The organism is Cellulomonas sp. KH9 (assembly GCF_900114185.1).
GTDB lineage: Bacteria > Actinomycetota > Actinomycetes > Actinomycetales > Cellulomonadaceae > Cellulomonas.
On record NZ_FOSE01000006.1, the window covers coordinates 18,994 to 39,209 of the forward strand.

At 73.7% G+C, this 20,216-nt stretch carries 20 protein-coding genes; 1 reads left to right on the forward strand and 19 read right to left on the reverse strand.

Translation table 11 applies throughout. From position 1 onward, the window contains the following. Positions 1-1,656: an extracellular solute-binding protein gene (locus BMZ16_RS17780; RefSeq protein WP_089803027.1), complete on the reverse strand. Its 1,656-nt coding sequence runs from the start codon at positions 1,654-1,656 to the stop codon at positions 1-3. Positions 1,657-1,980: 324 nt separating this feature from the next. On the opposite strand from BMZ16_RS17780, the gene BMZ16_RS17785 reads away from it, so the two are divergent. Beyond that, the gene (locus BMZ16_RS17785; RefSeq protein ID WP_255366793.1) at positions 1,981-4,842 is read left to right on the forward strand and encodes a glycoside hydrolase family 3 C-terminal domain-containing protein; all 2,862 of its coding nucleotides are present in this window, start codon (positions 1,981-1,983) and stop codon (positions 4,840-4,842) included. Between the two features lie 106 nt (positions 4,843-4,948). Here BMZ16_RS17785 and BMZ16_RS17790 read toward each other — a convergent pair whose 3' ends face one another. From BMZ16_RS17790 to prfA, 18 genes are all read right to left on the reverse strand, one after another. Then, the gene (locus tag BMZ16_RS17790) at positions 4,949-6,196 is read right to left on the reverse strand and encodes an N-acetylglucosamine-6-phosphate deacetylase (RefSeq protein ID WP_089803031.1); all 1,248 of its coding nucleotides are present in this window, start codon (positions 6,194-6,196) and stop codon (positions 4,949-4,951) included. A gap of 29 nt (positions 6,197-6,225) precedes the next feature. Beyond that, on the reverse strand, positions 6,226-6,666 hold the full coding sequence (locus tag BMZ16_RS17795; RefSeq protein ID WP_089803033.1) for a hypothetical protein: 441 nt from the start codon (positions 6,664-6,666) through the stop codon (positions 6,226-6,228). Then, positions 6,663-7,325, reverse strand: coding sequence for a TetR/AcrR family transcriptional regulator (locus BMZ16_RS17800; RefSeq protein WP_089803036.1), 663 nt, complete (start codon positions 7,323-7,325; stop codon positions 6,663-6,665). Before BMZ16_RS17800 ends, BMZ16_RS17795 begins: the two co-directional genes overlap by 4 nt. Before the next feature lie 139 nt (positions 7,326-7,464). Next, positions 7,465-8,160: an endonuclease NucS gene (nucS, locus tag BMZ16_RS17805; RefSeq protein WP_089803038.1), complete on the reverse strand. Its 696-nt coding sequence runs from the start codon at positions 8,158-8,160 to the stop codon at positions 7,465-7,467. 27 nt (positions 8,161-8,187) lie between these two features. After that, positions 8,188-8,634, reverse strand: a complete 447-nt coding sequence (locus tag BMZ16_RS17810) for a DUF2550 family protein (protein WP_089803040.1) — start codon at positions 8,632-8,634, stop codon at positions 8,188-8,190. A 30-nt stretch (positions 8,635-8,664) separates the two neighbouring features. Then, the gene (locus tag BMZ16_RS17815) at positions 8,665-8,952 is read right to left on the reverse strand and encodes a F0F1 ATP synthase subunit epsilon (RefSeq protein ID WP_089803042.1); all 288 of its coding nucleotides are present in this window, start codon (positions 8,950-8,952) and stop codon (positions 8,665-8,667) included. Between the two features lie 46 nt (positions 8,953-8,998). Beyond that, entirely contained in the window at positions 8,999-10,486 is a 1,488-nt protein-coding gene (gene atpD, locus BMZ16_RS17820; protein ID WP_089803044.1) for a F0F1 ATP synthase subunit beta, read from the reverse strand. Positions 10,487-10,556: 70 nt separating this feature from the next. Then, complete coding sequence (locus tag BMZ16_RS17825; protein WP_089803046.1) at positions 10,557-11,453, reverse strand: F0F1 ATP synthase subunit gamma; 897 nt, start codon at positions 11,451-11,453, stop codon at positions 10,557-10,559. A 2-nt stretch (positions 11,454-11,455) separates the two neighbouring features. After that, positions 11,456-13,084 (reverse strand): F0F1 ATP synthase subunit alpha, encoded by a 1,629-nt coding sequence (gene atpA / locus BMZ16_RS17830; protein ID WP_089803048.1) that lies wholly within the window; start codon positions 13,082-13,084, stop codon positions 11,456-11,458. 69 nt (positions 13,085-13,153) lie between these two features. After that, positions 13,154-13,966, reverse strand: coding sequence for a F0F1 ATP synthase subunit delta (locus BMZ16_RS17835; RefSeq protein ID WP_089803050.1), 813 nt, complete (start codon positions 13,964-13,966; stop codon positions 13,154-13,156). Next, positions 13,966-14,547, reverse strand: coding sequence for a F0F1 ATP synthase subunit B (locus BMZ16_RS17840; RefSeq protein WP_089803052.1), 582 nt, complete (start codon positions 14,545-14,547; stop codon positions 13,966-13,968). The genes BMZ16_RS17835 and BMZ16_RS17840 overlap by 1 nt, the downstream gene beginning before the upstream one ends. After that, a complete protein-coding gene (atpE, locus tag BMZ16_RS17845; protein ID WP_089803054.1) occupies positions 14,544-14,774 on the reverse strand; it encodes an ATP synthase F0 subunit C in 231 nt (76 codons plus the stop codon). The genes BMZ16_RS17840 and atpE overlap by 4 nt, the downstream gene beginning before the upstream one ends. A gap of 101 nt (positions 14,775-14,875) precedes the next feature. Beyond that, complete coding sequence (gene atpB, locus BMZ16_RS17850; RefSeq protein ID WP_089803191.1) at positions 14,876-15,661, reverse strand: F0F1 ATP synthase subunit A; 786 nt, start codon at positions 15,659-15,661, stop codon at positions 14,876-14,878. A gap of 161 nt (positions 15,662-15,822) precedes the next feature. After that, positions 15,823-16,269, reverse strand: a complete 447-nt coding sequence (locus tag BMZ16_RS17855; protein WP_089803056.1) for a hypothetical protein — start codon at positions 16,267-16,269, stop codon at positions 15,823-15,825. Next, positions 16,266-17,378: an MraY family glycosyltransferase gene (locus tag BMZ16_RS17860; RefSeq protein WP_089803059.1), complete on the reverse strand. Its 1,113-nt coding sequence runs from the start codon at positions 17,376-17,378 to the stop codon at positions 16,266-16,268. The genes BMZ16_RS17855 and BMZ16_RS17860 overlap by 4 nt, the downstream gene beginning before the upstream one ends. After that, on the reverse strand, positions 17,375-18,106 hold the full coding sequence (locus tag BMZ16_RS17865; RefSeq protein WP_255366794.1) for an L-threonylcarbamoyladenylate synthase: 732 nt from the start codon (positions 18,104-18,106) through the stop codon (positions 17,375-17,377). Before BMZ16_RS17865 ends, BMZ16_RS17860 begins: the two co-directional genes overlap by 4 nt. Beyond that, positions 18,103-19,059, reverse strand: coding sequence for a peptide chain release factor N(5)-glutamine methyltransferase (gene prmC / locus BMZ16_RS17870; RefSeq protein WP_255366795.1), 957 nt, complete (start codon positions 19,057-19,059; stop codon positions 18,103-18,105). Before prmC ends, BMZ16_RS17865 begins: the two co-directional genes overlap by 4 nt. Next, positions 19,056-20,120, reverse strand: a complete 1,065-nt coding sequence (gene prfA / locus BMZ16_RS17875) for a peptide chain release factor 1 (protein ID WP_089803195.1) — start codon at positions 20,118-20,120, stop codon at positions 19,056-19,058. The genes prmC and prfA overlap by 4 nt, the downstream gene beginning before the upstream one ends. Positions 20,121-20,216: the final 96 nt, after the last annotated feature.

Below are 20,216 nucleotides of genomic sequence, written 5' to 3' on the forward strand. Positions count from 1 at the left end.
TCACTGGGCGTCCAGGATCTCCTGGTAGAAGGCGCGCAGCTCCTCGCCTCCCGCGGACCGCCAGGTCTCGACCGCCGCATCGAGGTCGTCGAGCGACTTGCGGCCGCGCGAGATGTCCTTCTCGAGGTCGACGAACGGCTGACCGATCGACGCGAACTGCGCCGGCTCGACGATCTGCTGCGCGTAGAACAGCGGCTCCGTGATGAACTCGGCCGCCTTCTGCTGCCACGTCGAGGACGCCTCGACGTAGCCCGGGTACTGCACCCGGGTGTTCGCGATCGGGCCGTCGACGAGGAACATGTACGTCGGCTGCAGCTCGGTCGCCGCGAGCGCCGTGGGCACAGGTACCCCGCCCTCCCCCTTGGTGTAGTGCACGCCCTCGACACCGTTCTGCACCAGGTCGAACTCGGTGGTGCCGAAGGGCGCGGCCAGCACGTTCGCGAGCGCGAGCAGCTCACGGACCCGCTCCTCGTCGTCGCTGCGCTTGAGGAACGAGAAGATGTTGGCGGGGTTGCCCTTCCACAGGACGGGCGTGCCGCCGTCGACCTCGAACGGGTCGAGCGGTTGCTGCCAGTACCCGGGGTTGCTCGCCAGGTTGTCGCGCAGCGCCTCGTGCCACCCGCCGAGGCCGTCGCTCATGAGGAGCGACGCGCCCGACTGGAATCGGGTCTTGGCCTCCCCCTGCTGGTCGGCGACGGCGTCCGGGTGGACCGCGCCGGACGCGAACAGCTCGGCGTTCCACGCCAGGGCGGCGCGGTACTCCTCGGTCTCGACGCGGTGCACCAGGCGGTCCCCGTCGAGCCGCCACCTCGGCGGCACCGAGTGGATGATCGCCGAGGTGTTCCAGAGGTCCTCGGCCCCCCACCGGCCGCCGCCCGTCAGCTCGGAGGCCAGGTCGAGCAGGTCCTGGCCGTTGCGCACGTCGAGGGTGATCCCGAGCTCGTCGAGCACGTCGCTGCGGACGAAGGTCGCGTCGGTGATGGTCTCCCCGGGGAACGGCAGCCCGTAGAGCCGGCCGTCGAACACGCAGAACTTCCAGGCGTCCGTGGGGATGTTCGCGAGGTTCGGGTAGTCCTTGACGGCGTCCCCGCCCAGGTGCGCCGTGAGGTCCTGGAACAGGTTCGGGACGATCTCCGAGCCGAACCGCGGCGGGATGTTCCAGGTCGGCACGCACACCCAGTCGGGCACGTCCTTGGCCGACGCGAGCACGGTCGCGAGCTTGTCGCCGTAGGTGTTGCCGTCGGTGATCCGGAACTCGATGGTCGACCCGAGGATCCCGTTGACGGCCTCGTAGTACTGGTTGCCCCTGGTGGGCGGGATGGTGCCCCACAGCGGCGTCATCGCCGTGAAGGTGGCACCGCTGCCGGGGGCGTCGGGGACGGACCGGACCAGCTCGGCCGGCAGCGTCGCGTAGCCGGGTGTCGACCCGTTCACGCTGGGGAAGTCGGGTTCGACGTAGTCGATCGGCACGTACGTCGGCAGGACGTCGCCCGACGGGACGGCGCCCGGCGCGGCGGCCGGCGCGTCGCCCGTGCCGCAGCCCGTCAGCAGCGACGGGACGCCGACGACGGCCGCACCGGCGGCGACCATGCCGAGGAACGAGCGACGACGCACGGGCCGGTCGGCGAGGCTCCCGGCGGAGGTGGTGGTGTTCATCAGCGCCCTTCACTCCCTCGTGGATGTGGACGTGCTGCGGTCGACGGGGCAGGCACGCGGTGCTCCGGGTCGTCGATGACCCCGGCGGGCGCTGCGCAGTCGAAGCGGTTCGATTCAGTGCGTGCTCGGGAATCTAGGGGACGGCGCCGATTCAGGCAAGACCCCCACACCGGACACGGGGAACTTGTCACCGCCGGACGATTCAGCCACGATGGCTGGCCACGACGCACCGCCAGGTCGTCGAAACGGTTCGACCACCATGCGCGCACCAGCGACCCTCCCGCGCGCCGCACCCCTGCTACGCCCCCGACGACGAGGAGCGACGTGGCCGACGACGTCACCACCCCCGACCTGCTCGTCGCCGACGCCCCACCGCCGTGGCGCGACGCGACGCTCCCCGTGCGGCAGCGCGCCGAGGCGCTGCTCGCCGCCCTCACCCCCCAGGAGCGGCTCGCGCTGCTGCACCAGCACGCCCCGGCCGTCCCCCGGCTCGGCCTGGGCGCCTTCCGCACGGGGTCGGAGGCGCTGCACGGCGTGGCCTGGCTGGGCACCGCCACGGTCTTCCCGCAGCCCGTCGGGCTCGCCGCGTCGTGGGACACCGACCTCCTCGAGCGCGTCGGTGCGGTCGTCGGCACCGAGCTGCGGGCCAAGCACGCGGCCGACCCGACGGTCTCACTCAACGTGTGGGCCCCGGTCGTCAACCCGCTGCGCCACCCCGCGTGGGGCCGCACCGAGGAGGGGTTCTCCAGCGACCCCCACGTCACCGCCCTGCTGGGCACCGCCTACGCCCGCGGCCTGCGCGGCGACCACGCCGTGTACTGGCGCACCGTGCCGACCCTCAAGCACGTCCTGGGCTACGGCAACGAGACCGACCGCGCCGTGACCAGCAGCAACCTGCCCCCGCGCGTGCTGCGCGAGTACGAGCTGCCGGCGTTCCTCGGACCGCTGCGCGCCGGCGTCGTCGGCGCCCTCATGCCGTCCTACAACCTGGTGAACGGGCGCCCCGCCCACCTGTCCGGCGAGCTGCTCGACGAGCTGCGCTCGTGGGCGGACGAGTCCCTGCTGGTCGTCTCGGACGCCGCCGCGCCGGGCAACGTCGTGACGTTCCAGCGGTACCTCGACGACCACGTCACCTCCCACGCCGCGCTGCTGCGCGCGGGCGTCGACTCGTTCACCGACAACGACGCCGACGCCGGCCCGACCGTCGCCCGGCTCACCGCGGCGCTCGACCGCGGTCTCCTCGAGCAGGCCGACGTCGACCGCGCGGTGCTGCGCCACCTCGAGCTGCGCCTGCGCACCGGTGAGCTCGACCCCGACCTGGACCCCTGGCGGGTCGGCCCCGACGCGATCGACCTGCCCGCCCACCGCGCCCTGGCACGCCAGGCCGCCGCCCGGGGGGTCGTCGTGCTCGAGAACGACGGGGTGCTGCCCCTGGACCCCCAGGCGTCCGTCGCGGTGGTCGGGCCGCACGCCGCCCGGGTGCTGCACGACTGGTACTCCGGCACGCCGCCCTACCTGGTGGGCCTCGCCCCGGCGCTGGCGGCGCGCCTCGGTGCGCACGCCGTGCACGTCGCCGACGGCGCCGACCGCATCACGCTCACCGCGACCACCACCGGACGCGGGGTGCGCGCGCTGACGGACGGCACGCTGGTGGCCGACGCCGACGAGCCGGCCGCGCACGACCTCACCGACTGGGGTGACGGGCTGCTGACCCTGCGCGACGTCGACCGCGACCTGCTGTGGTCCGGGGCCCGCTGGGTCGTGCGCGCCGACGCGACGCGCGTAGGCGGCTGGGTCGCCCAGGAGTCCTTCCGCCGTGCGCGGCACGACGACGGGACGTGGTCGCTGCAGCACGCCGGGTCCGGCCGGTGGCTTCGGGTGCAGCACGACGAGGCCGGCACCCTCGTCGCCGACGCACCGGACGCCGCGCACGCCGAGCGCTTCCGCGTCGACGTGCTGCGCACCGGTGCCGCCGCGGTGGCCGACGCCGCAGCCGCCGCCGACGTCGTCCTCGTCACGGTCGGCAACGACCCCCACCTGCACGGACGCGAGACCGAGGACCGCCCGCACCTGGACCTGCCCGCACCGCAGGTCGCGCTGTGGCGGGCCGCGCGGGCCGCGGGTACGCGGGCCGTGCTGCTCGTCGTCTCGTCGTACCCGTACGTGCTCGGCCCGACCGGTGACGAGGCCGACGCCGTCGTCTGGTCGTGCCACGCCGGGCAGGAGCTCGGCAACGGCCTGGCGGACGTCCTGCTGGGCGAGGCGGAACCGACCGGGCGGCTCGCCCAGGAGTGGCCCGCGGACGCGTCGCAGGCGGGAGACCTGCTCGACCAGGACGTCATCGCGACGCACGCCACGCCCTGGTTCGCGCGCACCGCCCACCGGTACGGGCTGGGGCACGGACTGACGTACGGTGCCCCCACCTACGCCGACCTGCGGTGCACCCCGGGCCCGCTGCGCGACGGCGACGAGGTGGTCGCCCACGTCACCGTCACCAACCCCGGCGCCCGGCCGGCGCACGAGCTCGTGCAGCTGTACGTCGACGCGCCCGCGCACCGGCTGCCGTACCCGCACCGGGTGGTCGCCCACGCGCGGGTCGTCGTGCCGCCGGGCGGCACCACCGTCGCGACCCTGCGCGTGCCCGTCGCCGACCTCGCGGTGTGGGACGTCACCCGCGACCGGTGGGTCGTGGAGCCGGGTCGCTACGTCCTGACCGCCGCGCCGTCGAGCGCGCACGACGGGCGGCGCGCCGAGCTGTGGGTGGCGGGCGAGCCCGTGCCCCCGCGCGACCTGCGCACCCGGGCCGCGCGCGCGGTCGACGCGGACGCGCTGACGGGCGTCGACCCCGCGGACCTCGCACCGGCGACCGGCACGTGCGTGCAGGTCCGCCGGGGCCGCCCGTCCGGCAGCGTGCTGCTGCGGGGCTGCGACGTGGCCGGGGCGACCGCGGTCGAGCTGACCGTGGCGCGCACCCGCCCGGGCGCCGCGGCCGTCGAGCTGCTGGACGCGGCCGACGGGTCGCTCCAGGCGCGCGTCGACGTGCCCGCCGACGGCGGCCGGTACGACTGGTGCACGCTCACGGCACCCCTGGCCCCGGGGTCCTCCCTGACGAGTGCGGACGGGCCGCGCGACCTGCGGCTGCGGCTGCTCGGGTCCGCGCGTCTGGCCGACGTGCGACTGACCTGAGCAGCACCCCGGGCGGGCGTCCCACCCGGGCGGACGACCGTCGGGCGCGCGTCGGGCGCGCGTCGGGCGCGCGTCGGGCGAGCGTCGGGCGCGCGTCAGGCGAGCGTCAGGCGACCCAGGCTCCGCCGCGCGCGACGCGGAGCGGGCGCAGGTCGGGCGTCGTGACGACCAGGTCCGCGCGCCGCCCGGGCACGAGCGCACCGACGTCGTGCCGGCCGAGCACGTCGGCCGGCGTCGCGGACGCCGCCCGGACCGCGTCGACCAGCGGCACACCCGCCGCGACGGTCGCCCGCACGACGTCGAGCAGGTGCGCGACACCACCGGCGATGGCACCGGTGCGGACCTCGCCGTCGGCCGTGGGCTGCAGCACGCGTGCGACGCCGTCGGCGACCCGGACGGCGGCAGGACCCAGCCGGTAGTCGCCGTCGGGCATGCCGGCCGCGGCCATCGCGTCGGTCACGAGCACGGCGCCGTCCGGGCCGACGAGCTCCATGACCGCACGGACGGTCGCCGGTGCCAGGTGGGTTCCGTCGGCGACCAGCTCGACCACGAGCTCACCGCGCGCGGCGGCGGCCAGGCACGCGGCCACGGGCCCCGGGTCCCGGTGGTGCAGCGGGCGCATGCCGTTGAACAGGTGGGTCGCGGTCGGCCGCGGACCGCGGGCCCCCGGCGACGTGGCGAGCAGGTCGAACGCCCGCGCGGCCGCCGCCTCGACCTGCTCGGCCGTCCCGTCCGTGTGGCCCACCGAGGGCAGCGCACCGGCCGCGACGAGGGCGGCCAGCACGTCCTGCCCGCCGTCCGCGACACCGGGGACCTCGGGGGCCACCGTCATCGTCACCAGGTGGCCCCGGGCGGCCGCCGCGAGGTCGCGGACGAGCGCGGGGTCGCCCGGCAGCATGTCGGCAGGGCTCTGCGCACCGCAGCGGGCGGGCGCCAGGAACGGCCCCTCGAGGTGGATGCCCGCGACGACACCGTCGTCAGCGGCGTCGGCGAGCAGGGCCGTCCGCTCCAGCAGCACCGCGCGCGGGGCGGTGACGAGGGACGCGACCAGGGTCGTGGTGCCGTGCCGCAGGTGCTCGCCCGCTGCCCGCTGCACGTCCTGCGGCCCCCTGGCGTCGGGGAAGCCGGCACCACCACCGCCGTGGCAGTGCAGGTCGACCAGGCCCGGCAGCACCAGCGTTCCCGGCGCCGGGGCGTCCGGCCGCTGCCCCGCGGGCACCTGCGAGGCGGGCTCGACCCGGTCGACGCGGCCGTCCACCACCCGCACCACGGCGTCGCGCAGCACCGCGGTGGGCGTCACGACGTCTCCCCGCACGAGCAGCGGACCGGTGGGGTCGGGGGCGTGGCTCACCATGCGCCCATCATGGCGCGGTGCGGGACGCGTCAGCGCCGATCCCGCGGCGCGGCGGGTGCGTCGGTCCCGCGGCGCGCCCGCACGGCCCCCGCGGCCAGCCCGCCGACCAGCCCGGCGACGGCCGGCAGCCCGATGAGGTCCCACCCTGCCGAGCCCACCTGCCAGGGCCACGCCGACAGCAGCACCCCGGTCTGCACCACACCGACCAGCGCACCCCCGACCAGGCCCAGCCCCGCGTACACGCCCGGCCGCGGCCCGAACCGCCCCAGCACCGCGCGCGCCAGCACCACGAGCGGCACCGCGCAGAGCACGGCGGGCCCGGCGGCGTACAGCAGCCAGGTCGCCGAACCGGTCAGGGCCTCGACGCCGATGCCGTCGACCAGCACGAACCCCACGGCGCGCACGACCCAGGCCGTGACCACGGCGACGACCACGCCCACGACGGCCGGCGCCGTCCAGTGCCGGATCACGTCCGCGCCGCCGCGACGAGGCGCAGCACGTCCTGCGCCGCACCGGACACCACGGGCAGTCGCGCGAGCGAGACCAGGCGACCGACGACGGGCGCCGCCCCGTCGATGAGCGCGCGGGTGCGGCGGGAACCCTCCGAGTCGTCGTGCACCCAGAACACGGTGAGCCCCAGCTGCGCGAGCCACAGCAGCTCCGGCAGGTCGGCCCGCAGTGCCGCCGGCACACCGGACGACGCACCCTCGACGACCTCGCGGAACAGCGCCCGGCTGCGCTGGGCCGTCCGAGCGGAGGCCGGCGAGAACGGGCTCGCGGGCGACCCGGGGCGGATCGCGACCCCGATGGACTCGACGCCGAACTGCCGGTACGGCAGGAACGCGTCGATCCCCACGTGCCAGGTCGTCCGGAGCCGCGACGCGAGGTCACCACCGCCGGCGAGCAGCTCGCGCGCCCGCTCGTCCTGGGCGCGGACCACCTCGAGGTACAGCTCCTGCACCAGGTCCTCCTTGGACCCGAAGTGGTGGTAGGCGTTGCCCACGGCCACGCCCGCCTCCTGCGCGACCACGCGCATGGTCGTCGCGTCGTGCCCCCGCTCGCGGAAGAGGCGCAGGGCCGTCGACCGGATCAGCTCGCGGGTCTCGTCCGCGGTACGTCGCGGGCTCACGCCGCGACCGCCGCGGGAGCGCCCGGCGCGACGTGGCGGGCCCGTCCGGCACCGCGGCCGTTCGTCGAGCCGGTGGGTCCGCCTGACCGGGTCCTGTCCATGGGACAAGTGAACACGTTCACCTGAACCCGTTCAAGAATCAGAAGAGGCGAGCGTCCACGTCGTCGACGCCCCGCATGGCGTCGTAGTCGAGCACCAGGCACGCGATGCCGCGGTCGGTGGCGAGCACCCGCGCCTGCGGCTTGATCTCCTGCGCGGCGAACACGCCCCGCACGGGCGAGAGGCGCGGGTCACGGTTGAGCAGCTCCAGGTACCGCGTCAGCTGCTCGACACCGTCGATGTCGCCGCGCCGCTTGATCTCCACGGCCACGCTCCCGCCGTCCGGCGCCTTCGCCAGGATGTCGACCGGCCCGATCGCCGTCGGGTACTCACGCCGCACCAGCGTGTGCCCGGACCCGAGCAACGCGATCTGGGCGGCCAGCAGCTCCTGCAGGTGCGCCTCGACGCCGTCCTTGACGAGCCCGGGGTCGACCCCCAGCTCGTGCGCCGAGTCGTGGTGCACCTCGTACAGGTCGATCACGAGCCGGTCGTCGGTCTTGGCGTGCTGCACCGTCCACACCTGCGTGACGCCGGCGGCGCGCTGCTCGTCGTCCGGCTCCCCCACCGCGAGGGAGCACGGCGGGCTCATCCAGTTCAGCGGCTTGTACGAGCCGCCGTCGGAGTGCAGCAGCACCGACCCGTCGGCCTTGACCACGACGAGCCGGCGCGCCCGGGGCAGGTGCGCCGACAGCCGCCCCGTGTACCGCGCCGCGCACTCGGCGACCACCAGACGCATGGACGCTCCTTCATGGCTTCGGGGGGATCAGAACACCTTGCCGACCCGCGAGGGGGTGGCCTCCAGCCAGGACGTGAACCCGGCGTACGCGTCGGCCGACATCTGCAGCCGGACCTCCTGCAGCGCACCACCCGTGACCGGTGCGACCTGGCACCGGGCCACCACCGCCGGCGGCTTGCCCGGGACGGGCGGCAGCACCGTGCGCTCGAGCACGACGATGCTGCCGCGCGACCACGTCCGGGCGGGACGGGGCATGACGGACGCCCGCCGCCACCAGTAGAGGGTCACCGAGCCGTACTGCGCGACCCCACGGGCGGACGGGGTCCTGCCGTCGTGCGCCGCCTCGAGCAGGCGGCACGAGAACGACCCGACCCGACGCGACAGCGTCCGCGTGCGGGACAGCCACGCCACCCCGACGACGCCGGCGAGGAGCAGCAGCGCCGCCACGACCGTGATCCACGCCGCACCGCTCACGCCGTGACCTCCACGCCGACGTCCGCCGCGTCAGTGCCCGGTCGGGGCGGTGCCGCCCGACCCGGAGACCGCGTCGACCACCACCGTCACCTGGTCCGAGTCGACGGACAGGAAGCCCCCGTCGACGTGCCACGACAGCGGCGCGCCGCCGCCGGCGGGCACCACCCGGACCGCGCCGGGCCGCAGCACCGACAGGATCGGCGTGTGCCCGGCGAGGATGCCGATGTCACCGTCGGCCGCGGGGGCCGACACCAGACGTGCGGCGCCGGACCACACCTTGCCGTCCGCCGCCACGACGTCGACCTCGAGCTGAGCCACCGTGCTGCCTCCTGAGTCCTACGGTACGTCGTCTGTGCCCGCAGGCTCAGACGCCGTACTCCTTCTGGATGCGGGCCCAGTTGCGCTCGAGGTCCTCGAGGCCACCGATGTTGAAGAACGCCTGCTCCGCGATGTGGTCGAACTCGCCCTCGGCGATCTTCTTGAACGCCTCGACCGTCTCGGACACCGGCACCGTCGAGCCGACGACGCCCGTGAACTTCTCGGCCATGTACGTGTTCTGCGAGAGGAACTGCTGGATGCGACGCGCACGCGCGACGATCGTCTTGTCCTCCTCGCTGAGCTCGTCCACACCGAGGATCGCGATGATGTCCTGGAGCTCCTTGTTGCGCTGCAGGATCTGCTTCACCTGCGTCGCGACCTCGTAGTGCTCCTGGCCCACGTAGCGCGGGTCGAGGATGCGGCTGGTCGAGGCCAGCGGGTCGACGGCCGGGTACAGACCGCGCGAGGCGATCTCACGGCTGAGCTCCGTGGTCGCGTCGAGGTGCGCGAACGTCGTGGCCGGCGCCGGGTCGGTGTAGTCGTCGGCCGGCACGTAGATCGCCTGGAGCGACGTGATCGAGTGACCACGCGTCGAGGTGATGCGCTCCTGCAGCTGACCCATCTCGTCGGCGAGGTTGGGCTGGTAGCCCACCGCGGACGGCATGCGGCCGAGCAGCGTGGAGACCTCGGAGCCCGCCTGCGTGAAGCGGAAGATGTTGTCGATGAAGAGCAGCACGTCCTGCTTCTGCACGTCGCGGAAGTACTCCGCCATCGTCAGGGCGGACAGGGCGACGCGCAGACGCGTGCCCGGGGGCTCGTCCATCTGGCCGAAGACGAGGGCCGTCTTGTCGAAGACGCCCGCCTCCTCCATCTCGACGATGAGGTCGTTGCCCTCACGCGTGCGCTCACCGACACCGGCGAACACCGAGACACCGCCGTGGTCCTGCGCGACGCGCTGGATCATCTCCTGGATGAGGACCGTCTTGCCGACGCCCGCACCACCGAACAGGCCGATCTTGCCGCCCTGGACGTACGGCGTGAGCAGGTCGATGACCTTGATGCCGGTCTCGAACATCTGCGTCTTGGACTCGAGCTGGTCGAAGGCCGGGGGCTTGCGGTGGATCGGCCAGCGCTCGGTGATCTCGAGCGTCTCGCCCTCGGCGAGGTTGAGCACCTCACCCGTGACGTTGAAGACCTTGCCCTTGGTGACGTCACCGACGGGCACCGAGATCGGCAGACCCGTGTCGCGCACCTGCGCGCCGCGGACCAGGCCGTCGGTCGGCTTGAGCGCGATCGCGCGCACCAGCGAGTCGCCCAGGTGCTGCTCGACCTCGAGCGTCATGGTGAAGCCGCCGGAGGCCTCACCCTCGCCCTGCGCCGAGAGGTCGATGTCGACCTCGAGCGCGTTGTAGATCTCGGGGATCTGGTCCGGCGGGAACTCGATGTCCACGACGGGCCCGATGACCCGCGCGACCCGGCCGACGCCGGGCGTGCCGGCGTTCGCGGCCGTCGCGTCGACGGTGGTGGCGGTCATGTCTGCCTCGCTTCGCTCGTCCGGGCGGCTCGGGCGCCCGGCTGGGGTCGGTGTCGTGCTGTCGTTCGGGTCAGGAGGACGCGAGGGCGTCGGCTCCCGACACGATCTCGCTGATCTCCTGCGTGATCTCGCCCTGACGCGCCTGGTTGGCCAGTCGCGTGTAGGTGCGGATGAGGTCCTCGGCGTTCTCGGTCGCCGTGTGCATGGCCCGCTGGCGTGCCGCGAGCTCGGAGGCCGCCGCCTGCAGGAGGTTCGCGTAGATCCGCGTGCGGACGTACCGCGGCAGCAGCGCGTCCAGCACCTCCTCCGGGCTCGGCTCGAACTCGTAGAGCGGCAGGGCGTCGTGCTCGCCGGCGGGCTCCACGCCCTCGACGACCTCGAGCGGGAGCATCCGGATCACGCGCGGCCGCTGCGTCACCATGTTCACGAACTGCGTGAACACGACGTGCACCTCGCCCACGCCACCCTCGTCGGCCGGCGCACGGAACGCCGCGAGCAGCGCGTCCGCGATCTCGTCGGCCACCTCGGGGGTGGGCGCGTCCGAGGAGCCGGTCCAGCGGCCGGCGAGCTCACGCTGCCGGAAGGTGTAGTAGGCCACCGCACGCCGCCCGGAGACGAAGAGGGAGACCTCCTTGCCCGACTCCTCCAGCTGCTGCACGAGGCGCTCGGTCTCGCGGATGACGCTCGCCGAGTACGCGCCGGCCATGCCGCGGTCGGACGCGATGAGCAGCACCGCGACCCGCTTCGTGTCGTCCCGCTCCACGAGGAAGGGGTGCGACACGTCGGAGTGCGTGGCGACGGCCGACACGGCACGCGTGATCGCCCGCGAGTACGGCGTGGCCATGGTCACCCGGCCGCGCGCACGACCGATCCGCGAGGCCGCGATGAGCTCCTGCGCGCGGAACATCTTCTTCAGCGACTGGGTGCTCTTGATCCGCGCCTTGTAGACGCGCTGCTGACCGGCCACGCTCAGGCCCGCTTCTGGCGGACGATCTGCTCCTGCTCGACCTCGACGTCAGCGTCCTCCACGTCGCCGCCGACGAGCGGCGTGCCGTCGAACTTCAGGAAGCCCAGCCGGAACTCGTCGATCGCACCGGCCAGCGCCTGCTCCGTCGCGTCGTCGAGCTTGCCCGAGTCGGCGATGGTGGACAGGACGTCGGTGTTGCGACGCAGGTGGTCGAGCAGCTCGGTCTCGAACCGACGGACGTCCTCGATCGGGACGTCGTCGAGCTTGCCCTTGGTGCCGGCCCAGATCGACGCGACCTGGTCCTCGACCGGGTACGGCGAGTACTGGCCCTGCTTGAGCAGCTCCATGAGGCGCGCACCACGCGTCAGCTGGGCGCGCGACGCCGCGTCGAGGTCGGACGCGAACATCGCGAACGCCTCGAGCGAGCGGTACTGCGCCAGGTCGAGCTTCAGCGTGCCGGAGACCTGCTTCATCGCCTTGACCTGCGCGGCACCACCGACGCGGGACACCGAGATGCCGACGTCGACGGCGGGGCGCTGGTCGGCGTTGAAGAGGTCCGACTGCAGGAAGATCTGGCCGTCGGTGATGGAGATGACGTTGGTCGGGATGTACGCCGAGACGTCGTTCGCCTTGGTCTCGATGACCGGCAGACCCGTCATCGAGCCCGCGCCGAGCTCGTCCGACAGCTTCGCACAACGCTCGAGCAGGCGGGAGTGCAGGTAGAAGACGTCACCGGGGTACGCCTCGCGGCCCGGCGGGCGGCGCAGCAGCAGCGACACGGCGCGGTACGCCTCGGCCTGCTTCGACAGGTCGTCGAACACGATGAGGACGTGCTTGCCCTGGTACATCCAGTGCTGGCCGATGGCCGAGCCGGTGTACGGGGCGAGGTACTTGAAGCCCGCCGGGTCGGACGCGGGGGCGGCGACGATCGTCGTGTACTCGAGCGCACCGGCCTCCTCGAGCGCGCTGCGCACCGAGGCGATGGTCGAGCCCTTCTGGCCGATCGCGACGTAGATGCAGCGGACCTGCTTGCTCGGGTCGCCCGTCTCCCAGTTGGCCTTCTGGTTGATGATCGTGTCGATCGCGATGGCCGTCTTGCCGGTCTGGCGGTCGCCGATGATCAGCTGACGCTGCCCGCGCCCGATCGGGATCATCGAGTCGATCGCCTTGAGGCCGGTCTGCAGCGGCTCGTGCACCGACTTGCGCGCCATGACGCCGGGCGCCTGCAGCTCCAGGGCGCGGCGACCGTCGGTCGCGACCTCGCCCAGGCCGTCGATCGGCTGGCCGAGCGGGTCCACGACACGACCGAGGTACCCGTCGCCGACGGCGACCGAGAGCACCTCACCCGTGCGGCGGACCTCCTGGCCCTCCTCGATGCCGGTGAACTCGCCCAGGACGACGACGCCGATCTCGCGGACGTCGAGGTTGAGCGCCAGGCCGAGCGTGCCGTCCTCGAACTTCAGCAGCTCGTTGGCCATCGCGCCGGGCAGGCCCTCGACCTGCGCGATGCCGTCGCCGGCGAGCGCGACCCGGCCGACCTCCTCGGTCGCCGGTCCCTTCGGCTCGTAGGACTTCACGAAGCTGTCCAGCGCGGAGCGGATGTCCTCCGGCCGGATCGTCAGCTCAGCCATGGCGTTCTCCTCATCTGACGCACGCGCCTCGCGCGTGCGGTGTGTCGTGGGCCGGTGCTCCGGCGTGGGTCAGCCGGCCAGCTGCCGGCGGGCGTCGGCGAGTCGGGAGAGGACGGTCGAGTCGATGACGTCGGGACCGGCCTGCACGCGCAGTCCGCCCACGACGTGGGGGTCGACGACGACGTTCACCTGGACGGGCCGCCCGAGCGCGCGCCCCAGCAGGGCGGCGAGACGGTCCGTCTGCGTCGGGGTGAGCGGTGCGGCCGCCACGACCGTGGCCACCTCGCGGCTGCGCAGCTCCGCGATCAGGTCACCGACGTGGTTGAGCGTGGTGACGAACCGGCGTCCGCGCGGCGCGACCGCGGCGCGGCGCGCCACCGCACGGGTGGTCGCGGTGCCCTGGTCGCCGAGGATCCGGTCGACCAGCTCGCCGCGGGCCTGCGCGGGGTACGCGTCGTCGAGCAGGTAGCGACGCACCTCGCGCTGACCGGCCAGGGACCGGGTCAACCCGAACAGCTCGTCCTCCACCAGGCCCAGCGTGCCGTCCGCCTCCGCGGACGACAGCAGCGCCCGGAAGGCGATCCGCTCGGTCGCGCCCGCGAGGTCGGCGTCCGACGACCACCGGGACCGCACGAGCGCCTGGGCGATCTCGACGGTGCGGGGGTCCGCACCGTCGAGCACCCGCGCGACCAGCGCGCTCTTCGGGTCGCCCTCGACCGACGGGTCGGCGAGGGTGCGACGCAGCGAGCTCGACGAGTCGAGCGCGTCCACGAGGGCGAAGAGCTCCTCGCTGATCCTGCGTGCCTGACCGCCGGCGGCGCGGACGACCGGCGTGAACCGGTTCTCCACCGCCTCCAGCGAGGCCCGACTGGTCCCGCGCATCAGTTCCCCTTGCCTGCGCTCGTGGTGGCGCCCGCCTCGAGCTCGTCGAGGAACCGGTCGACGACGCGCGAGCGGCGCGCCTCGTCCTCGAGCGACTCGCCCACGATCTTGGACGCGAGCTGCGTGGCGAGCGTGCCGACGTCGGCGCGCAGCGACACCGCGGCCTGCTGGCGCTCGGCCTCGATCTGGCGCTGGGCGGTCTCGGCGATGCGAGCCGCCTCCTCCTGGGCGCGCACGCGCGACTCGGCGAGGATCTGCCCGGCCTCGGTGCGCGCGTCCTCGCGGATGCGTGCAGCCTCGGCACGAGCGTCGGCGAGCAGCTTCTGGTACTCCTCGAGCTGCGCTGCCGCCTCCGCCTGGGCCGACTCGGCCTTCGCGATCCCGCCCTCGATCTTCGCCGTGCGCTCGTCCAGCACCGCCTGGAACTTCGGCAGCACCAGCTTGTAGAACGCGACGCCGATGACCACCAGGACGAGCGTCGACCAGAACAGGTCGTAGCCGGCGGGGATGAGCAGCCGGATGCCCTCGACCTCTTCCCCCGCGGCCGTCACGACGCCCGCGGGGACCGCGGCGCCGCTCACGTGAAGAGGAACCCGGTGATGAGGCCGAGGAGGCCGAGGACCTCGACGAAGCCGATGCCGATGAACATGGTGGTGCGCAGCTGGCCGGCGACCTCGGGCTGGCGCGCGATGCCCTCGACGGTCTTGCCGATGAGGATGCCCAGACCGATGCCGGGGCCGAGCACCGCGAGGCCGTAGCCGACGGTCGCGATGTTCCCGGAGACGGCGTCAGCGGCGGCAAGGATCATGCTGGTGTCTGCCACGGTGGCTCGTTCCTTCCGTTGGGTCCCCGGCCGGTCGGCCGGGGGCTCGTATCACGTGCGGGACCACGCGCCCGCGGGGCGTGGTGTCAGTGCTCGTCCGAGATCGACAGGCTGATGTACACAGCCGCCAGGACGACGAAGATGTAGGCCTGCAGCGCCGAGACGAACACCTCGAACAGGGTGATGGCGAAACCACCGAGCAGGCTCGGGACGGCGAACAGGGTCATGCCCGACATGGAGCGGACGAAGTAGTCCGTGGCCGCGAAGCAGAGCACGAGCATGAGGTGGCCGGCGACCATGTTCGCCATGAGTCGGATGGCCAGCGTCACCGGTCGCAGGATGAAGACCGTGAGGAACTCCACCGGCGTCAGCAGGACGTAGAGGAACGGCGGGACACCCGGAGGGAACAGGCTGACCTTGAGGAAGCCGCCGAACCCGTGGGCCCGGATCCCCGCACCGAGGTACATGACGTACACCCACAGGGCGAGCATGATCGGCAGGCCGATCAGCGAGCTCCCGGCGATGTTCAGCCCGGGGATGATCCCCGTGATGTTGAACGCGAGGATCGCGAAGAACACCGTGGTCAGGAAGGCGACGTACTTGTGCGCCTTCTCCTTGCCGATGATGTCCTCGGCGACGTTGACGCGGACGAAGTCGAGCAGCAGCTCGATCACGTTCTGCCCGCGGCTCGGCACCAGCCGCGCCTTGCGGGCGGCGACGATCATGATCGTCAGCAGAACGACCACGGCCACGACCCGCACCAGCTGCATCCTGTTGAACTCGAAGATCGTGCCTTCGAACAGGATGGCCGGGGGGAAGAAGTCCGCGATCGAGGGCGTGTGGAAGACGTTCTCGTCCGCGGCGAGCGGCAGGATCGTCGCGATGCTGGACAGGGCGGTCTCCTGTGGTCGTGATGGCCGGTGCCGCCTCGTCGCGGGCACACCAGCAGCACCTGGCCGTCGTGGATGGTGGAAGCCTAACCCATGCATGACCTAGGTCCGGCCTGCAGGGACGCTCGATGTGGTGACGCAGGTCACCGTGCCGGGGCGTCGGGCTCCACGTAGGGAACACGGCCCGTCTGGACCGCCCGGAAGTCGAGCACGGCGGCCCCCACGACGCCCAGCGCCAGCACCGCGGCGAGCACACCGCGGGAGTAGAAGTCGTGGTCGCGCAGCAGCGCGAGGACGACCACCACGACGAGCACCTTGGCGAGCCAGGTGCCCATGACGACGGCCGCCATCGTGGCCGGCGGGGAGTGCAGCGTCCGCAGCATCGCGACGACCGTGGTCCCCGAGAACACCAGCGCGAGGCCGACGCCGATCAGCGCGCCCCACACGCCGGGCGTACCGGCCAGCAGCGCACCGGCACCCAGACCGACGACCGCGAGCCCGCCGAGCAGCAGGCCGGTGTCGCGCAGCGCACGGCGGAACACCGCCGCGGTCGGGTCCGACGGGGGTGTGGCGGAGTTGCTGGTCGTCATGGCTGGGCCTCCACGGGCTCCGGGGTGCGCCCGCGCAGCGGGCCGAGGGTCAGGGCCGTCGCCACCACCACGCCGACGCCGGTGGCGACGATCACGGTGGTGGTCGACAGGACGGCGAGGGCGGCGACGCCGAAGGCGAGCACGGCCGTCCAGATGTACATGATGAGCACCGCACGCCGGTGGCTGTGCCCCAGCGCCAGGAGCCGGTGGTGCAGGTGCAGGCGGTCGGGGTGGAACGGGCTCTTCCCCTTGAGGACGCGCCGCACGATCGCCAGTCCCATGTCGAGCAGCGGCAGCACCAGCACCGCGACGGGCAGCAGGATCGGCACGTAGGCCGGGAACTGCACGCGGTCGACCACCGCGGCGGGGTCGATCTGCCCCGTCACGACGATCGCGGCGGCGGCCATCACGAAGCCGAGCAGCATCGACCCCGAGTCGCCCATGAAGATGCGCGCCGGGTACAGGTTGTGAGGCAGGAAGCCGAGGCAGACGCCCACGAGGGCCGCGACCACCAGCGCCGCCAGGTTGGAGTAGTCGTCCCTGCTGGTGTCGACGGTCAGCAGGTACGCGTAGAGGAAGAAGGCCACGCCGCCGATCGCCAGCACACCCGCCGCGAGACCGTCCAGCCCGTCGACGAAGTTGACGGCGTTCATGGCGACGATCACGGAGACGACGGTGACGAAGAACGCCATGCGCGACGACCCGGTCAGCACCCCGCCGATCGGCAGCTGGTAGAGCAGGACGCCCTGCCAGGCGAGGAACCCGGCGGCCAGCACCTGGCCCATGAGCTTGGTCAGCCAGTCCAGGTCCCAGATGTCGTCGGCGACCCCCAGCGCGCACACCAGGGCCGCGCCGCCGACGACCCCGAAGATCGGCCGGGGGTTGGCGTACACCGGTTCGAGGAACGGCAGCCGGGATCCCATCAGCAGCGCCACCAGCAGCCCGGCGAACATCGCCATGCCCCCCAGCCGCGGGGTGGGGATCGCGTGCACGTCACGGTCGCGCACCGCCGTGATCGCACCCCACCGCAGCGCGCACCAGCGTGCGAGCGGCGTCGTGAGGTACGTGACCACGGCCGCGATGACCATGATGAGCAGGTAGACCCTCACGGTGCGGGGGCCTCCGGGGCGGCGGTGGGACCGTCCGTGCCGGTGGGACCGTCCGTGGCCGTGCCCGGGCGCTCGGGCGGCGGGGGTGCCATGACGGGGGCGACCGCGGCGAGCGTCGCGACGTCCAGCGCCCCGAGGCGCACGATGCGCAGCGCGTCACCGGTCGCGTCGACGATGGTGGACGCCACCCCGCCGGGGCTGGTGCCGCCGTCGAGGAACACGGGGACCTTGGCGCCCAGCTGGCGGTACGCCTCGGCCGCCGTGGTGGCGGCCGGGCGGCCGGTGAGGTTGGCGCTGGACACGGCCAGCGGTCCCGTGCGACGCAGCAGCGCGAGCGCGACCGGGTGGTCGGGCATCCGCAGCGCGACGGTGCCGTTGGTCTCCCCCAGGTCCCACGCCAGCGACGGCTGGGCGCGCAGGATCACGGTGAGGCCGCCGGGCCAGAACGCCTCGGCCAGCGCACGCACCCCGTCCGGCACGTCGGTGGCCAGGCCGTCGAGCGTCCGCACGTCGGGGATGAGGACCGGCGGGGGCATCTGGCGGCCGCGCCCCTTGGCGTCGAGCAGGGCCTGCACGGCGCGCGGCGCGAACGCGTCGGCGCCGATGCCGTAGACGGTGTCGGTGGGCAGGACGACCAGCTCACCGCGGCCGACGGCGTTGACCGCCTCGTCGATCGCGGGGCCCCAGGTCGCGGGGTCGGTCGCGTCCTTGATCCGGATGAGGCTCACGCGGGCGAGTCTCCCACGACCGCGGGCCCGACCCGCCGTGCCACGAGCGTGCGCGGGCGCCCGGTGAGGTCGGCCACGGTCCGTACGTCCTCGAAGACCCCGGTGGCCTGCGCGGCGGCGCGCGCGGCGGGACCCTGCACCTCGGCGTGCTCCATGACGAGCAGGCCCCCCGGCGCGAGCAGCCGGGCCGCGGCCGCGACGACCGCACGCGGCACGTCGAGGCCGTCGGACCCGCCGCCGTACAGGGCGAGGTCCGGGTCGTGGTCGCGCACCTCGGGGTCCAGCGGGACCGCGTCCGGCGGGATGTACGGCGGGTTCGACACCAGAACGTCCACGGCTCCGTCGTGCTCCGCCAGCAGCCCCGGGTCCCGCACGTCACCGGCCAGCACGCGCAGGTCGTCGGCGCCCGCGGCGCGGGCGTTGGCACCGGCGAGGGCGACCGCGTCGGCGGACAGGTCGACCGCGACCACGCGGGAAGCGGGGACCTCCGTCGCCACCGACACGGCGATCGCACCGGTCCCCGTGCACAGGTCCACGACGAGGGGCTGCCGGCCCTCGGCCGCCAGGGCCGCGGCCTCGTCGACGGCGAGCTGCGCGACCGTCTCGGTCTCGGGACGCGGCACGAAGACGCCGGGCGCGACCCGCAGCGTGACGTAGCGGAAGACCGTGCTGCCCACGATGTGCTGCAGCGGCTCGCGCCCGCGGCGGCGCTCGACCACGGCGGCGTAGTCGCGCGCGAACCCGGCCGGCAGCGGCGGGGGCAGCACCAGCTCGACGCGCGGCAGGCCGAGCACGTGGGCGGCCAGCGCCAGCGCGTCGTGCCGCGCGGACGGCACACCGGCCTCGGCGAGCACCGCCGTCGCGCCGTCGACGTACGCGCGCAGGCCGGGCGTCGCGTCGCGGGACGCGGCACCCTGCGGTGCTGCGTCGGCGCCCCGGGTCGCGCCCGTCACGCCGCTCCCCCGCCGGCCGCGGCCAGGCGGGCCGCCTCGTCGGCCTCGACCGCCGAGGCGATCACCGCACCCAGGTCACCGTCCAGCACCTGGTCGAGGTTGTACGACTTGTAGCCGGTGCGGTGGTCCGCGATCCGGTTCTCCGGGAAGTTGTAGGTCCGGATCCGCTCCGAGCGGTCCACGGTGCGCACCTGCGAGCGGCGCGCCTCGCTCGCCGCCGCGGCCGCCTCCTCCTGACGGGCCGCGAGCAGCCGGGCCCGCAGCACCCGCAGCGCCTGCTCACGGTTCTGCAGCTGCGACTTCTCGTTCTGCATCGACACGACGATGCCCGTGGGCAGGTGGGTGATCCGCACCGCGGAGTCCGTGGTGTTGACGGACTGCCCGCCCGGCCCGGACGACCGGTAGACGTCGATGCGCAGGTCGTTCGGGTCGATGTCGACGTCGCCCTCGTCGTCGGCCTCGGGGAAGACCATGACGCCCGCGGCCGACGTGTGGATGCGGCCCTGGGACTCCGTGACGGGCACCCGCTGCACGCGGTGCACCCCGCCCTCGTACTTCAGGTGCGCCCAGACGCCGTCCTCCGGCGGGCCGGCGGTGCGGGCCTTGACCGCGACCTGCGCGTCCTTCACGCCGCCCAGGTCCGAGGGCGTGGCGTCGAGGACCTGCACGCTCCAGCCCTGCCGCTCGGCGTACCGGGTGTACATCCGCAGCAGGTCACCGGCGAACAGGGCGGACTCCTCGCCGCCCTCCCCCGCCTTGATCTCGAGGATGACGTCACGGCCGTCGTCGGGGTCCCGCGGGACCAGGACGCGGTGGAGCCGCTCCGCAGCCTCGTCGGCCGCCGCCTGCAGGGCGGGCACCTCGGTGGCGAACGCCGGGTCCTCGGCGGCCAGCTCGCCGGCCGCCTGGGCGTCGTCGGCCGCGGCGCGCCACTGGCGGTAGGCCTGCACGACGCGCCCCAGCTCGGCGTACCGGCGTCCGAGCCGCCGGGCACGGGCGGCGTCGGCGTGCACGGCGGGGTCCGACAGGTCCCGCTCGATCTGGGCGTGCTCCGCGAGCATCGCCTCCACGGCGTCGAGCTGCTCCACGTGCTGCCTTCCCACTGCGACCGGCCCCCGGCGCGCGCACCGGACGGGCGCGCGCAAAGCGACAGCGCC

Excerpts from the sequence above, each read along its gene's own strand:
- BMZ16_RS17780 (WP_089803027.1), bottom strand. The coding sequence starts at position 1,656 with ATGAACACCACCACCTCCGCCGGGAGCCTCGCCGACCGGCCCGTGCGT.
- BMZ16_RS17790 (WP_089803031.1), bottom strand. The coding sequence starts at position 6,196 with ATGGTGAGCCACGCCCCCGACCCCACCGGTCCGCTGCTCGTGCGGGGA.
- nucS (WP_089803038.1), bottom strand. The coding sequence starts at position 8,160 with ATGCGTCTGGTGGTCGCCGAGTGCGCGGCGCGGTACACGGGGCGGCTG.
- atpD (WP_089803044.1), bottom strand. The coding sequence starts at position 10,486 with ATGACCGCCACCACCGTCGACGCGACGGCCGCGAACGCCGGCACGCCC.
- atpA (WP_089803048.1), bottom strand. The coding sequence starts at position 13,084 with ATGGCTGAGCTGACGATCCGGCCGGAGGACATCCGCTCCGCGCTGGAC.
- BMZ16_RS17835 (WP_089803050.1), bottom strand. The coding sequence starts at position 13,966 with ATGCGCGGGACCAGTCGGGCCTCGCTGGAGGCGGTGGAGAACCGGTTC.
- atpE (WP_089803054.1), bottom strand. The coding sequence starts at position 14,774 with ATGATCCTTGCCGCCGCTGACGCCGTCTCCGGGAACATCGCGACCGTC.
- BMZ16_RS17855 (WP_089803056.1), bottom strand. The coding sequence starts at position 16,269 with ATGACGACCAGCAACTCCGCCACACCCCCGTCGGACCCGACCGCGGCG.
- prfA (WP_089803195.1), bottom strand. The coding sequence starts at position 20,120 with ATGCTCGCGGAGCACGCCCAGATCGAGCGGGACCTGTCGGACCCCGCC.